Here is a 15,296-nt window from a genome sequence, read left to right on the forward strand (position 1 = left end):
GGCTTTGTACTTAGGCCGACACGATATCAGTCACTCAGTCGTGTTTGTCCTCATTCTATTTCCTTCTTTTCAAATTAACTTACTTGTTTTAATTTAAAGCAAGTCCTATCGTTTACCCGTAATTGGTCACTAAATCCAGATAATACAAAAGCAGAAAATTCCATTTTATCTGTTAAAAATAACTAAAATCAGCTCGAAAATACATAAATGTTTATATTTTTAGCTACGTTATAAAAAAACTCCGAGTAGCATTTTACCACTCGGAGTTATAATTATAATTCATTTAATACATCTTCAACAAATGCCCATTCTTCCTCTGTTTCAATCGGTAGTAATTCATCAATCGTTCCGTCATTTCCAGAGACATATTGTGAAGCAAAAATATCTCTTTCCTCTATTGGCTCGTCTGTTGCCAGAACATAAAGTACATAGGATTTGCCAAATTGTTCAGATGAAAATGTATGAATAACCTCACAGACCTGATCTGCCCCATCCTCATCTGTTATTGTAAATAGTTGCGGCTCTTCTTCAAATTCGTCTAGTAGTGTCAGAACTACCTCATTAATCATTTCCCATTCTGCATCTGTTTCTACAGGCTGTAAATTTGTCATTTCTCCATTGTTATCATCATAATCAAATGTCATTGCAGAAATATCTCCAGGAATTTCATTACCATTTTCGTCGATTAACGAAAACAATACATATGATTTTTCATCTGCATCGAAGGTGAAGACAACACGACATTTTTGCTCCTTGCCATTTTCCGCTACTATAAGAAATTCTTGCGTTTCCTCGTTCATTCAATGTCCTCCTTTTAACTATGGTTCAAATTTTGAAGCGAGTTTTTCACCAACTCATCTTACAACCTTATAGCTTCATTCTTGCTAAAGTAAAAAAGGAACAAGGAGTGCTTGGTGCCATCCTTGTTCCACACTTATAAAGAACGATGATTATTCTTCGTCTTCATCCTCTAAAGCGTTTAATACGTCTTCTACCATATCCCACTCTGCTTCAGTTTCGATTGGTGTTAATTCACCATCTTCACCATTTTCAGATGGAACGAATGAAGATACGAAGATTTCTACAGAGCCATCCTCATCTTCTTCTGCGCCTACCATAGAGTAAAATACGTATGATTTGCCAAATTCAGCCGATTCATGTACGTGGATTACTTCACAAAGCTGTTCATTTCCGTTCTCGTCAATCACTGTAATGTGTTGTACGTGTAATTCTTCTTCATGGTTATGCTCGTGTGCCATGTAATTGTCACCTCATCAATTAATTTTTGCTATCTAAGTAGCCTTGTAAAATCATCACAGCAGCCATTTTATCAATGACTTGCTTTCGCTTTTTGCGACTCACATCTGCTTCGATTAGCATACGCTCTGCAGCCATCGTCGTTAAACGTTCATCCCAAAGCTTGACCGGTAGTGAAAATGTTTCTTCTAAAAGCTTTTTATAATTTTCAGAAGCCTCGCCACGCGGTCCCACCGTATTATTCATGTTTTTCGGGTATCCTACTACAAATTCTGTTATAGCATACTCCTTTACTAACTCGGCTATACGGCCAATGCCGAACTCGCCGTTAGTTTCATCAATTTTTACGGTTTCAATACCTTGGGCTGTCCACCCTAAAGCATCACTAACAGCAACGCCAACGGTTTTTGACCCAACGTCTAATCCCATAATTCTCATTTCTAGTCCTCGTTGTTCTTTTTAATATAAAACTTAACAAGCTCTTCTAGAATTTCGTCACGCTCAAGCTTGCGAATTAAATTACGAGCATCCTGATGGCGAGGAATATACGCCGGATCACCAGAAAGTAAATAACCGACAATCTGATTGATAGGGTTATATCCCTTTTCCTCTAATGAAGAATGTACTTTCAACATTACCTGCTTGACTTCCTGTTCCATTGATTCTTCTGGAAAATTAAATTTCATAGTTTGATCAAATGAACTCATGACCAGCACCTCGCTTTCAGAAATAAGGAGATGTGCAAAAGCTCATCTCCAATTTCTCTTTATTATAACATGTTTTGGCGGATTAATTAAATGGATTTAACATAATCATACACAGAAAGTAATGCTTCATCAAGTTTGGACGCTTCTTTCGCACCTGCCATCGCCATATCTGGACGACCGCCACCTTTACCACCACATGCTTCAGCTACCATTTTTACGATATTTCCTGCGTGGTAATTACCACCAACTAAATCTTTTGTTACACCAGCACATAGCATAACTTTTTCGCCATCGACAGCACCAAGAACGATAACAGCTTTAGGCATTTTTGCTTTTAAGTCGTCCATCATTTGACGAAGTTGATTATTGTCCTTCGCCTCAACTTTAGTAGATAAAACCGTTACATCCCCAAAAGTTTGCGCTGCGTCCACAATTGCGCCTGCTTGTGCATTCGCGATTTTTTGTGATAATGCCTCATTTTCACGTTGTAAATCTTTGTAGTCAGCTTGTAACGCTTGTACTTTTGTCACAATATCTTTTGAATTTGCTTTTAATAATGCTGCAGCCTCGTTTAATAGAGCTTCTTCCTCTTTTACAGCTTGATAAGCAACTTTACCTGTCACAGCCTCGATACGACGTGTACCTGCACCGATACCGCCTTCTGAAACAATTTTGAAGAAACCAATTTCAGAAGAACGTTTTACGTGAATACCACCACAAAGCTCAATAGAATAGTCACCGATTGAAACAACACGAACGATATCGCCATATTTTTCACCGAATAGCGCCATTGCTCCCATAGCTTTCGCTTCATCGATGCCTTTTTCTTCAATAACGACCTCTATATCATCCCACACTTTTTCATTAACAATACGTTCAATTTGTTGTAATTCCTCTTTTGTCACTTGTCCGAAGTGAGAGAAGTCAAAGCGTAAGCGATCAGGTCCTACATATGATCCTGCTTGGCTAACATGGTCGCCCAGTACATCTTTTAGCGCACGTTGCATAATATGTGTTGCTGTATGGTTTTTAATAATTAAATTACGTTCTTCACGACTAACTACCGCTTTCACAGCATCTTCAACTTGCATTTCGCCAGATTCTACAAGTACAGTATGAAGCGGCTGACCATTTGGAGCTTTTTGTACATCTTTTACAATAGCAGTAAAGCTATCATTAGAAATAACACCGCTATCCGCAATTTGACCACCCATTTCAGCATAGAATGGTGTTTTAGCTAAAATAACTAATGCTTCTTGCCCTTCAGATGCTACCTTTGACACTTGCCCATTGACAATGATCGCTGCAATTTCTGTATTTGTCGTTAATGTATCATAACCAACAAATTCACTCGCAACCGTCAAGTTTGCTAGCACTTCGTTTTGTACTTGCATAGAATCCACATCTTGACGAGCTGCACGTGCGCGTTCACGTTGTTCTTCCATTGCTGCTTCAAAGCCTTCATGATCTACCTTCATATCAACTTCTTCTGCATACTCTTCTGTTAATTCGATTGGGAAACCATAAGTATCATATAATCGGAATGCATCTGCACCTGGAATATAGTCATGGCCAGCTGCTTTTTGAGCTTCTACTACTTCGTTAAAAATAGCAAGACCACCGTCTAATGTTTCATGGAAGCGAATTTCTTCATTTTTAATAACACGTTGGATAAACTCGCATTTTTCCGTTACTTCTGGGTAGAAATCATTCATGATTTCACCAACAGTAGGTACTAATTCAAACATAAATGGCTTTTCAATGCCGATTTGTTTTGCATAGCGCACTGCACGACGTAGTAAACGACGTAATACATAACCGCGACCTTCATTTGAAGGAAGAGCACCATCACCAATGGCAAACGCCACTGTACGGATATGGTCAGCGATAACTTTAAATGGTGTATTAATATCTTCTTCTGAACCGAAGATTTCACTTAGTGCTACTTCACCTGGACGTTTGTATTTGCGATTCGCTAACTGCTCAATTTTTTCAATAATTGGCATGAATAAATCAGTATCAAAGTTCGTTGGAACATTTTGAACAACGGATACGATACGCTCTAGACCCATACCAGTATCAATATTTTGTTTTGGAAGTGGTGTATACGTACCATCAGGATTATGGTTGAATTGAGAGAACACTAAGTTCCAAATTTCAAGATAACGTTCATTTTCACCACCTGGGTACATTTCTGGATCATTTTCATCTGAACCATATTCTTCCCCACGGTCATAAAAAATTTCTGAGTTAGGACCAGATGGACCTTCACCAATATCCCAGAAGTTCCCCTCAAGTCGGATTAAACGCTCTTCAGGAATACCAATTTCGTTATGCCAAACGTCATACGCCTCTTGATCTTCAGGATGGATCGTAATAGATAAAAGCTCTGGATCAAAGCCCATCCATTTTTTATCTGTTAAAAATTCCCAAGCAAAATGAATAGCTTCTTTTTTAAAGTAATCTCCAATTGAGAAGTTACCTAGCATTTCGAAAAATGTATGATGTCGAGCCGTTTTACCTACGTTTTCAATATCATTTGTACGAATTGATTTTTGTGCATTTGTAATACGTGGATTTTCAGGAATGATACGACCATCGAAATATGGTTTAAGTGTTGCAACACCTGAGTTAATCCACAGTAATGATGGGTCATTGATTGGCACAAGTGGTGCTGATGGTTCATGATGATGACTTTTTTCTTTAAAAAATTCTAAATACATGCGTCGAATTTCTACTGCTTTCATTTGAAAAGTTCCTCCCTATATGTTTTGTAAAATCACGTAATGAATCCGCAAATCAATTTTGCCTTGGCGTAAGCTTTTACGCAGATAAACATAAAAAAGCCCTCATCCCGAAAAGGGACGAGGACTTGTGATTTGTCTCGCGGTACCACCCTAGTTGTAAGTAAAAGTATACTTACCTCTTTAGCACTTGTAACGTAAGTGAACGGCAGGGATTAACTGCACTCTGGAGTAGCTTTCGGTATTTGCTATTGTGAGGATTTTTTCAGCCAAGAAATCCCTTTCTTTTACACGCACAAATACGTACTTTTTCCATCATCGTTTTTTACAATTTTCTAACGAGAATTATAAAAAAAATATGGACTTCTGTCAATTGGCACAATAATTGCTCATCAAAACTAAGCAATCATTTTTTTAAAATAAGCCCACATTCCCCAAGTAAAAACAACTAGAAAGACCGTAATTATGATTGTCGCTATTGGAGAATCTTGATATGGTAACGGAACATTCATTCCGAAAAAGCTTGTAATGACTGATAAAGGTAACATAATAGTTGAAATGACCGTTAATAAATTGAGCTTTTCTATTGATTTACCACTTATAATAGAAAAATACGTATCCAAAGTACTGTTTACTAAATCTCTATAAGTTTCTGTTGATTCTACAATTCGTTCTAAATGATCATTTAAATCTTTATAGAAAGGTATATTTTCCTCACGAATGTCAAATTTCCACTGTCCATTACTATTTGAAAAAATTCTTTTTTGAGGCATAATAGCTTGTCGAATTAAAATAATAGTTCTTTTTAGTGCAAGGAATTCTTCCGTAACTTCTTTTGGTTCATAATCATATATTTCTTCTTCTAGCTCATCAATCCGTGCTCGAATTCGCTCTAAAACCGGGAAGTATTCATCCGTAATGCCATCGATAATAGTATGCAATAGAAAATCGGTACCCTTATCTAAATACTTTGTACTATTTAAACACACATTCTCTATATGCCCTAGCCATTTAAGTTTTTGTTTATGAACCGTTACAACATAGTTAGGACCCATAAAAATGTTTAGCTCTACTGTTGTTATTTCATTGCTGCTTTTTTCATTATAAATTGGTGCATGGAAAACAAAAAATTTATATTCCCCATAATTATCCATTTTAGGACGTGAGCCTTCATTAAGACAGTCCTCAACTGCTAATGGATGAAAACCAAATATTTCAGCTATATCATTCAAGTCGTTGTAATTGTATGCATATAAATCAACCCATAACAAATCCTCAGCATGGAGGTTACGATTAAATTCTTTAATCTCGAAATTATGTTGTACTGCGCTATTTCCTTTTTTAAAATAATGGATTTTTTTCATTGTTCTTCACCTCATGTTTTATTATTTAAGGAAAACAAATAGGTGACGTTATTGATTATAATTTAGCTTGTTTTAGAAGCGTTTCTCATCAATACCCATTTGTTTTTGGCGATAAGAAATCGACAATCCTTAATTCTTCACTACTACTTACCATTTTCATATTCGGTTCAGGGCCACTATCCATTTCTCATCACCTTCCTTAAATAACAAAAACACACCTCCAACGAATGAAGGCGTGTTGAATACACGTATCAAAGAACAGCATAGTTAAAAAACTACTCTGCTTTCTTCCTTCAAACGTTGAGTTTTAGCACTATGCGGCATAGGAATTACACCAGCTACGTTAAAAAACACCTTATTTCGATGATTTCTGTTGACCCATTGGCGTCTCTCGACATTTTTGGGCAGTAGCGTATCTCCAGCATAGGAGCCTCACCTAACGAAGGGATTGTTATTTTTATAGTTCCTGTAAATCATAATGCATAGTGTGACAACTGTCAAACAGAACATCGAATTTTAAAAATCTTTAAACAGTTGCCCACTAAAATTAATGATTATTTTTCAAAAAATTTTCTACCCGATGAACGAATTCTTCCCTATTATAAGAATTATAAAGTGCGCTAGCTAAACGAACTGAGTCCCCAAAGAAAAAGCGTTCATATAGTGTTTGTCTTGTACCAAAGCTACTCATCGTTAAATCCCAAGCTAGGCGGAATTTTTTGACGCGCTCCTTTCCACCATCCTGAAAAGACTGTAAGTAATGCTCAAGATCGTCGTCATCCTCAGTAAATGCTTTTTCACTTGGAATGGACATTAATCCGCTTGCGCCAAGTAACTGGATAATTTCAGTAAAGGTCGGATATACTTTAGGGAACAACTGAATAGCTACTTGGACTGTTGGAAGATCAGGTCTTATAAAACCAAATTCATCACTTTTTGCTTCTACTTCAGACTTTATGAGTAAGGCCTTCATCGTTTCTAATGTCACGATGATATCCACGACCTTTTGCTGCACATGTTGATACCCGCCAATATTTATCGTATTTACAATTGACTGTACAACACCTAAGACAAATTCTGTTTTAGCAATTTGACGTGTCAGAACTTGATGTAAACCATATGTTTGAAAACCACTTACGTTCAAAAAGCTATTGGCAACTTCCACATTCTCATAATAAAAGACGCGTTCCCACGGCACTACAACATTATCAAACACAACGATTGCATCCATTTCCTCGTAACGACTACTTAATGGATAATCAAAAACCGATTCTCCTCCGACAAATGATTGCCTACATAAAAACTTCAAACCTTTTGTATTACTTGGGATTGAGAAAGCAAAGCCTTTGCCTTCATCAAAACCATTTGTTGATATAACAAGGAGTTCGTCTGTAATTCCTCCCTGTGTCGCTAGTAATCTCGCACCTTTAATTACTAATCCTTCGCTCGTTTTATCTACAATTTTAGCAGCAATTGTTACATCTTCATCTTCAAAATAAAATTTTTGACGGTTTACTTGTGGCTCGATAAATGTATGTGTCATCGTCAAATCATTCTCACGAGCATACTCATAAAATTTTAACAAATGCTGCGGGAAACAATTTGGCTTATCTTTCAAATATTCTGCCACTGATGCTAGCGCCATTAATGTCGTATTCATGTAATCTGGGCTTCTCCCCATAAGGCCATTATTGGACAATGCCCACTCTCGTATTGCATTACGTCTTTTCACGAGATCATCGATTGTGACCGCTTGAAGGAAAGACATACCTACACGCTTATTGCTGGTTGGTGAAACATATGTCATCTTTTCAAGCAATGCCTCTTCATTTTGTAAATCAAAAAGCTTTGCCTGACTCTGCATTACTCCCTTAAATGCTGGATGCTCAGACACCTTCCCTGTGACAACTTTCCCATCAATCGAAATATAAGTTTGTAAAGCGTCAATACGGTCAATATATTGTTTTCCTGTAATTACTGGCATGCAGTCACCCCTAAACGTTACAAATATTTTTATACTTGATAGTATATGAATTTTCCTAATATTAGGTTCCGATTACCGCAACTGTATTATAGTAAACCCTCAGTTTTTCTATACTGTATTACTTTTTAAATACAGTTAAAAGTCTGCAATTATTGCACGATTTTTCAGTTATTTTAGATAAAAACGATTTCAATTAGCGCTTTTTTAACGTGTTCAATTTTGCGACACATTCACAAAAAAGTACTTTTCAACTAGTACAGATTCGCTAGATTTTTTGTATAGGCAGGTGTAAGATAGCTTCGTAACCAAAACAAAAACATCTTTTTATAAAAGGAGAATATATATGAATAAACAAATCATCTCATACGTGGCGGAAATGGAAGCTACTTTAATGAATAAAATGGAGGATCATAATGAAGAAAATCTTTTATTTTCTATCGCTTCAGATATGATTGCCAAAGAAAAAGATCAATTTAAAAATGTTTGCCAAGCATACGAAGTCGTTAAACATCATTTAGTTGGCATTCACTAAATTGTGCGAAAGCGTAGCGGCAGCTGCAGATGTTTGGACACCCGTTAAAAAATCGCATAAAAAAACCGATCAATTCAAAATGAGGGCACTGAAAAACTTACGGTTTCATAAAAGCGAACCTTTCTCAGATAAAAATAAGGCACTTCTTGTTCAATTTTGAACAAGAAGTGCCTTATTTCTGTCTCTATTCCTTATTTATTTTCGTTTAATAGCTTTAATATCCGTTTTAAATTGACAGCGAATATCGTTGTAGCACCTTGAATTTCCATGCCAAATAGACCCGCAGTCGCTATTCTTCGCTTCTACTTTGTAGCGATTTGCGGCTAATTGCTTAAATGCTTCCGTATTTTGAAATGCCTCTTGTTCGGCATGTGTATCCGACTTAATTGTGACAGAATATGTTTTACTTTTTGCGCCTTCTTTATAACAGCCATCTCTCATTGGACATACTTTGCATTTTTCAATGTCAAAATAATATGACTCATACTCGATCCTTTTTTGCCCGTACGTGCTTTTCTTGTCGCGGGATGACCGGCCTTACAAACAAACATTCCAGCGTCTTTATTAAACTCAAACTTGTCTTCTTCTTTTCGTGGTCCTTGTGTTAAATTAAGGGTTTCTTGATTTGAAATCATCGGGGGCACTACCTGCACATTAATTCTTTTATTATAAAGGAAAGCGTGACTAAAATAATAGTGTGATACATTGCGTTGTTTGGAGAAGCATCGCTCGACTCCTGCGGGAAAGCGAGACAGACGAGACCCCGCACGAAGCGAAGCGTAGGAGGAGGCTCGGCGCTCGCCCGCGGAAAGCGAGCGGAATGCTTCGGAAAACAACAGTAGAGTCACAGTGCCAAATGAAAAAAGCGAGGTATTCAACGATTTACTCGTTAAATACCTCGCGATGTGAGAAGATATAGACTTTTTCAGTGCCCTCATTCAAAATTGATCGAGTTTTTTATTTTACTGCGCGTACGGAAGAACCATTTTTTGGAATTGCGCATTTGTTGTTTGTTGATTACTAGATAAGCGTTTAATTTGATAGACATCATCGTACGGATTGTTGTAGCCATGCTTCGTTGAAAATGCCATTGTGAATCCAACTTCCTTTACCGCATTAATGATATTCGCATTGTATTGCCCAAACGGATAAGCAAAAGCTTTAGCATTCGGAATAATTGCTATACTACGCTGTAAATCCTGAACAACCTCACGATAAGGGGTTAGAAGCATTTTGCCTCTATTCCCTTCTAAAACATGTAAATTGTAAGTGTGTGATTCAAATGCAAAAACATCTTGCATATTTGTTATATCTTGACGTGAAAGGGGCTGTAAATCATTATAATTAAAAATTTGCCCATCTTTGGCACTTTCATTACGGGACGTAATTAAAAATTGTGTAGCTTTAAAGCCATTGTTTTTAAGTACAGGATACGCATATTCACGTGTCGACAATAGGCCATCATCAAAAGTCAAAACAATTGAATAGGCAGGCAGTGTAATTTCATTGCGCATAAAACGCCATAATTCGTCTACAGTAATGGTTTCGTAGTTTTTACTTTTTAAATACTGCATTTCTTTTGTAAATTGAACATCTGTAACCGTAGTACTTAAATTTTTGAAACGCCCAAGCTCGTGCTCTTTTAATACATGATGATACATCATTACTGGGACACCACGATCAATCGCTACTTTAGAGCTATGGATATATCCTTCACGACCGCCAAGTACTGTTACGTACCAAGCACCTTCTTTCCGCAATATCGGATAACGGCGATTTGTATCTAGTTTAGCAAATGGCTGCATCGCTTTTGTTTTATTATCATAAATCTCACTGTTTGCAGAAGTAGGGATGAAATACTCATTTTTCATGGCATTGTCCTTACCAACATTTTTATATGAAGGTGTATTTAAAAATTTCACCTTTGATTTTTCTGCATAAACATATGATTTCCCCCAACGAACTTGAACATACATTGGGTCCATTGAATCTACAACTTCTAGCTGCTGCCCTTTCATTAGCGTAGCAATAGCCATCTCTTTTTCACGGCGGAAATCATAAAGAATGACATTTTCTAACGCCTCTATATAGCCATTTTGTTTACTAGGAGGGGTTGTAGTTGGTTTTTCAACAGGCTTTGTTGTATTTGTATCTGTATTTGTTGAATTTTGACCATTTTCTTTCACTACAAAATTACTATGTACGAAGCCTAGGCGTCCGTTCACAGCAATTCCATACCAATTGCCCATTCCGCTATATATAGGGAAGCGAACTCCCTCAGACAATGTAGCAAATTGAACAAGTTTACTGCCAGTATTATCGTAAATCGGTGCAACCTTTGTTGCAACAATATAATCCGTTATTTTAGCAGTAGTTGGGACTGTATTTTTATAAGTGGTTGCTGGAACAACAGTTGTATAACGTTTTTCAATATAACCATAATAACCACCCCAACGAATTTGCCACCAATTTGCTCCATAATCTTTTGTTACTTCAAAAGTTTGTCCTGCAGATAATGTCCCCACCTGAACGAGTGAGCCTGAACGATTATCAAAGACAGTTGCTTCTTCATTCATTTGGATGACAGTATTTTTTGCATATGCTTTTTCTGCAAAAGGTAATAGCATCATGAATAGAAGCAATAATAATAAGCGTTTCACTTTATTCACCTCAAAAAAATTTTAATTATCTTTTACTGCAATCATTAGACGATTTTCTAACCTATAAAAGTTATTGGTATTAATTTCATAAATCATATTTTTCCAAGAGCTTATTTGAGAGGTGCCCGTCTATTGTTTCAGAATTCTTGGTGCATTCACTCACTTATCTAAATAATCATATGGAGAGACACCCTCCATTCCAATCAATGGATGGATATATGGTTCTGTTTCTACCGTTAGTTTAAAATCAATGGATTTTTCATGTTGTAAATTTTCGTTTAATGGAATCGTTTCTACTTCTACAATTTCCTCTGTAATTTCCATTGGATTGAGTCTTGCACGTAGAGACGTAAAGCGCTGTAAATCATCCGTACGCTGTAAGCCATCTGCTAGCACATCCGGCTCACCACACAAAATCAAGAAATTTTTAGCACGCGTAATACCCGTATATAACAAATTACGACGCAGCATTTTAGAATAACCACGTACAACCGGCATAATAACGGTTTGGAACTCTGAGCCTTGAGATTTATGAATAGAACAACAGTAGGCAAGTGTCAATTGATTGAGATCACTTCGTTGATAAGTTACTTCAATACCGTCGAATGACACAACAAGCAAATCTTGTTTCTCAATCGTTTCCTTTGCCTTAATAATACTAATTACCTCACCCATATCACCATTAAAAACATTGCTTTCTGGTTGATTGACAAGCTGTAATACTTTGTCCTTTATGCGATATGTGACATCACCAAAAACGAGCTCTTTTCTAGTACCAGTATCGTTTGGATTAATAAGTTCTTGAATCATTTTATTTAAATTGTCTATTCCTGCTGGACCTTTGTACATAGGTGCTAACACTTGGATATTACGAATTTCTTGACCTTTCGCAACCGCACTTTTCACAACCTGCGTGACAACGCTTGCTACCTGATCTGAGGAGGCTTTAATAAATGAACGGTCAGACGTTTTTAATGTAAGATCATTTGTGATATTACCACGTTTAATTTGATGAGCAAGTTCAATAATCGTTGAGCCCTCTGCTTGTCGATAAACATCTGTCAATTCCACAGTAGGTATTTGCCCGGATGCCAACAAATCCTTTAACACCTGTCCTGGTCCTACTGGTGGAAGCTGATCTTGATCTCCTACAAAAACGACTTGTACATCCTCATGCAAGGATTTTAATAGTTGATGCGCGAGCCAAGTATCGACCATCGACATTTCGTCTACAATAATGAGTTTTCCTGTTACCTCACGCTCAGTTTCTTCCTCTTTTTCCTGACCTGTAAAACCTAATAATCGATGAATTGTCATTGCTGGAAGTTCTGTCGACTCCGATAGACGCTTGGCCGCACGTCCTGTTGGAGCACATAAAATAATCGGAAAAGGTTCTTCTTTTTGTGCATATTCCTTCGGGTTCAATGATAATCCGTGTAGCTTTGCATACACTTCTACCACACCCCGAACAACAGTTGTTTTACCTGTCCCAGGTCCACCAGTTAAAATCATAACGGCCGAATTTAATGCTTGTTCAATCGCATTCGCTTGCGTTTCAGCATATGTGACATTAAGAAATTCTTCTGTTTCACCAATTGCTTTACGTATTTCGTCCTTACTAAAATGTTCAGCTTTATTGTTACGTTCGATTAAAGCTAATATTTTCGATGCAATTCCTACTTCTGAAAAATATAGGGATGGTAAATATAGTCTTGTTTCTTCTCCACAAATTTTACTTTCCTCACGTAATTCGATACAAGCTTTAGAAATGATTTCAAAGGGAATTTCCTCTCGTTGGCTTTGCTCAAGCATATCTTTTACTAATGGTAAAACATTTTCTGCATCTAAATACACATGCCCATCTGATAAAGCTGCTGTATTTAGAGTATGTAAAATCGCCGCCTTAATACGGTCTGGATGATTGCCAGTAATCCCTAATTTTGCACCTAGCTCGTCGGCACGAAAGAAACCAACACCCTCTACATCTTCAATCAGGCGATATGGATTTTCAGTTAATAATTCAACGGCCTCTGTTCGATATGTTTGGTAAATTTTCATGCCAAGCTGTGGTCCGAAACCCCATTCATTAAGTTGGATCATCACTCGTTCTAAGCCTAAATTTTGTTCAATGGTACGATGGATAACCTCTTTTTTTTCAGCAGATAAACGAGGCACAGCATCAAGAGCATTTGGGTCCTCTAAAATAAGACGTAACGCATTTGCTCCTAATTTTTCTACGATTGTTTCAGCAGTTTTTTTTCCGATTCCAACAAACAAATCACTCGATAAGTAATGAATAATGCCCTGCTCTGTTGCTGGTACTTCCTTTGTAAATGTCTCAATTTGAAATTGCACACCATATTTTGGATGTTGTTTCAATAAACCAGTAAAACGATATTGTTCATCCATCTGTAACGGCGGAAAATATCCAACAACTATTATTTCCTTATCTTCATACTGTAAGTTGGTCTCCTGAATTTTCACACGAACTATCGAATACATATTTTGTGCATTATGAAAGATAGAGACAATTGGGCGTCCGAGTATAAAAAATTTATTTAATTCAAATAAATCCAGATTCTCTGCCATTCTCGGTTCGTCCTTTCGTGTTCATTTCAACCATATTATTTTACCACACCATAACGTGAAAAATCGTTTAAAAAGAGAATTCAATAAATTTCTATCAATATTCATCCATTTCAATCAATTATGCCCATATATAATGTCATGACATTCGCTTCCATTGCGCGAAAGCGAAGCGCAGCGGCAAGATGTCACAGGATGTGATGCCCTAAGCTACGTTCCTCTATTTCAGCAGCGTTTTAAAACCCTTGTTTCACCACTTATAGATGCGGGAGACTTCTCTTAGCTGTTGCTACATAAAACATTTGCTTGTTAAAATTTATTGATAAAAAACATTTCACGGTTTTCATCATCTTTTCCATGCTATGATATAGGTGAATTTGTCGCACGGAAGGATTGTGAAACTATTGGAATTTAGACCTTGCATTGATTTACACGATGGTAAAGTAAAACAAATTGTTGGCAGCACACTAGGTCATAAAGATCAAGAAGTTATCGAGAACTTTATTTCAAATCTTGACTCTAGTTATTATGCAAAAATGTTTGCTAAGGATCAATTAACAGGTGGTCACATTATTATGCTAGGTGACGGAAACGAAGAAGCCGCATTAGCAGCATTAGCAGCATATCCCCAAGGGTTGCAGGTTGGTGGCGGCATCACCACGGAAAATGCAAATAAGTATATTGATGCAGGTGCTACCCATGTTATTGTCACATCATTTATTTTCTATGATGGCAAGCTTCATTTAGATCGACTAAAGCAATTAGTTCAGAATGTTGGTAAACAACATCTTGTTATCGATTTAAGCTGCCGTTTGCGCGATGGAAAATGGTTTGTTGTTACTGATAAATGGACAAAGTTTAGTGACTTTGAAGTAAATGCTGAGTCTATTGCATTTATCGAAAAGTTCTGTGATGAACTACTTATTCACGCGGTTGATGTGGAAGGAAAAAAAGGCGGTATGCAAGAAAGTTTAGTGCATGATTTAGCCACTTGGACAACAATTCCAACAACATATGCTGGTGGGGTTCGTTCTTTGGATGACTTAAAGAAATTTGAAAATATCGCAAAAGGTAGACTTCATGTGACAATCGGTAGCGCGCTTTCAATTTTTGGTGGAGATTTACCTTATTCAGATGTGGTGAAATATTGTAAAAAGGGCGAAATTTAAAATGCATTATAGAGGTAAAAATTTCAAGGAACTATGGATCATTCTCTTTCGTTGCATGGACAACTAGATCATGAACAAATGCTACTTGCGTTTTCAAAAAAGTTGCTTCTTATATGATCCGAAACCTAAGGCTGAAATTGTCGTTTAATTACTAAGGGGACTAGACACCCCTTTTTTTATTTTTACAAAGTAAATTTATGACTCAAGAATAGTATACATTGATTCGGAGCCCTTATTTCTATTTAGTAACTATTTTTGTTAAGCTAATATTGAACATAAAATAATTTAGTTAC

At 36.8% G+C, this 15,296-nt stretch carries 11 protein-coding genes, 1 pseudogene, 1 riboswitch and 1 other annotated feature; of the genes and pseudogenes, 2 read left to right on the forward strand and 10 right to left on the reverse strand.

Going from position 1 to position 15,296, the window contains the following annotated elements:
• Positions 1-272: 272 nt before the first annotated feature.
• From MY533_RS15240 to hpaB, 7 genes are all read right to left on the reverse strand, one after another.
• The gene (locus MY533_RS15240; RefSeq protein ID WP_248716633.1) at positions 273-800 is read right to left on the reverse strand and encodes a DUF1292 domain-containing protein; all 528 of its coding nucleotides are present in this window, start codon (positions 798-800) and stop codon (positions 273-275) included.
• A gap of 150 nt (positions 801-950) precedes the next feature.
• Positions 951-1,259, reverse strand: a complete 309-nt coding sequence (locus MY533_RS15245; protein WP_132356923.1) for a DUF1292 domain-containing protein — start codon at positions 1,257-1,259, stop codon at positions 951-953.
• A 19-nt stretch (positions 1,260-1,278) separates the two neighbouring features.
• Positions 1,279-1,695, reverse strand: a complete 417-nt coding sequence (ruvX, locus tag MY533_RS15250; RefSeq protein WP_248716634.1) for a Holliday junction resolvase RuvX — start codon at positions 1,693-1,695, stop codon at positions 1,279-1,281.
• Between the two features lie 2 nt (positions 1,696-1,697).
• On the reverse strand, positions 1,698-1,964 hold the full coding sequence (locus tag MY533_RS15255; protein ID WP_004226839.1) for an IreB family regulatory phosphoprotein: 267 nt from the start codon (positions 1,962-1,964) through the stop codon (positions 1,698-1,700).
• Positions 1,965-2,050: 86 nt separating this feature from the next.
• Positions 2,051-4,711, reverse strand: coding sequence for an alanine--tRNA ligase (gene alaS / locus MY533_RS15260; protein WP_248716635.1), 2,661 nt, complete (start codon positions 4,709-4,711; stop codon positions 2,051-2,053).
• A 110-nt stretch (positions 4,712-4,821) separates the two neighbouring features.
• Positions 4,822-5,036, reverse strand: a binding site (T-box leader).
• A 70-nt stretch (positions 5,037-5,106) separates the two neighbouring features.
• Entirely contained in the window at positions 5,107-6,072 is a 966-nt protein-coding gene (locus MY533_RS15265) for a magnesium transporter CorA family protein (RefSeq protein WP_248716636.1), read from the reverse strand.
• Positions 6,073-6,357: 285 nt separating this feature from the next.
• Positions 6,358-6,523: riboswitch (M-box (ykoK) riboswitch) on the reverse strand.
• A 96-nt stretch (positions 6,524-6,619) separates the two neighbouring features.
• On the reverse strand, positions 6,620-8,056 hold the full coding sequence (hpaB, locus tag MY533_RS15270) for a 4-hydroxyphenylacetate 3-monooxygenase, oxygenase component (protein WP_248716637.1): 1,437 nt from the start codon (positions 8,054-8,056) through the stop codon (positions 6,620-6,622).
• Between the two features lie 343 nt (positions 8,057-8,399).
• Between hpaB and MY533_RS15275 the strand changes: the two genes are divergently transcribed.
• Entirely contained in the window at positions 8,400-8,588 is a 189-nt protein-coding gene (locus tag MY533_RS15275) for a hypothetical protein (protein WP_248716638.1), read from the forward strand.
• 191 nt (positions 8,589-8,779) lie between these two features.
• On the opposite strand, the pseudogene MY533_RS15280 reads toward MY533_RS15275, so the two are convergent.
• The 3 genes and pseudogenes from MY533_RS15280 to MY533_RS15290 form a co-directional block, all read right to left on the reverse strand.
• Positions 8,780-9,196: pseudogene (locus MY533_RS15280) on the reverse strand (transposase); the annotation flags it as partial.
• Between the two features lie 354 nt (positions 9,197-9,550).
• Positions 9,551-11,248: a polysaccharide deacetylase family protein gene (locus MY533_RS15285; RefSeq protein ID WP_248716639.1), complete on the reverse strand. Its 1,698-nt coding sequence runs from the start codon at positions 11,246-11,248 to the stop codon at positions 9,551-9,553.
• A 159-nt stretch (positions 11,249-11,407) separates the two neighbouring features.
• The gene (locus MY533_RS15290; protein WP_248716640.1) at positions 11,408-13,837 is read right to left on the reverse strand and encodes an SF1B family DNA helicase RecD2; all 2,430 of its coding nucleotides are present in this window, start codon (positions 13,835-13,837) and stop codon (positions 11,408-11,410) included.
• A 401-nt stretch (positions 13,838-14,238) separates the two neighbouring features.
• Between MY533_RS15290 and hisA the strand changes: the two genes are divergently transcribed.
• Positions 14,239-15,003, forward strand: coding sequence for a phosphoribosylformimino-5-aminoimidazole carboxamide ribotide isomerase (gene hisA, locus MY533_RS15295; protein ID WP_248716641.1), 765 nt, complete (start codon positions 14,239-14,241; stop codon positions 15,001-15,003).
• Positions 15,004-15,296 lie beyond the last annotated feature (293 nt).

Origin of the sequence: Lysinibacillus sp. Ag94 (assembly GCF_023242215.1) — a bacterium.
Classification (GTDB): domain Bacteria; phylum Bacillota; class Bacilli; order Bacillales_A; family Planococcaceae; genus Lysinibacillus.

What these genes read in the sequence shown, in the direction of transcription:
- MY533_RS15265 (WP_248716636.1), bottom strand. Translation starts at nt 6,072, where the DNA reads ATGAAAAAAATCCATTATTTTAAAAAAGGAAATAGCGCAGTACAACAT.
- ruvX (WP_248716634.1), bottom strand. Translation starts at nt 1,695, where the DNA reads ATGAGAATTATGGGATTAGACGTTGGGTCAAAAACCGTTGGCGTTGCT.
- MY533_RS15245 (WP_132356923.1), bottom strand. Translation starts at nt 1,259, where the DNA reads ATGGCACACGAGCATAACCATGAAGAAGAATTACACGTACAACACATT.
- hpaB (WP_248716637.1), bottom strand. Translation starts at nt 8,056, where the DNA reads ATGCCAGTAATTACAGGAAAACAATATATTGACCGTATTGACGCTTTA.
- MY533_RS15275 (WP_248716638.1), top strand. Translation starts at nt 8,400, where the DNA reads ATGAATAAACAAATCATCTCATACGTGGCGGAAATGGAAGCTACTTTA.
- MY533_RS15290 (WP_248716640.1), bottom strand. Translation starts at nt 13,837, where the DNA reads ATGGCAGAGAATCTGGATTTATTTGAATTAAATAAATTTTTTATACTC.
- MY533_RS15255 (WP_004226839.1), bottom strand. Translation starts at nt 1,964, where the DNA reads ATGAGTTCATTTGATCAAACTATGAAATTTAATTTTCCAGAAGAATCA.
- MY533_RS15240 (WP_248716633.1), bottom strand. Translation starts at nt 800, where the DNA reads ATGAACGAGGAAACGCAAGAATTTCTTATAGTAGCGGAAAATGGCAAG.
- alaS (WP_248716635.1), bottom strand. Translation starts at nt 4,711, where the DNA reads ATGAAAGCAGTAGAAATTCGACGCATGTATTTAGAATTTTTTAAAGAA.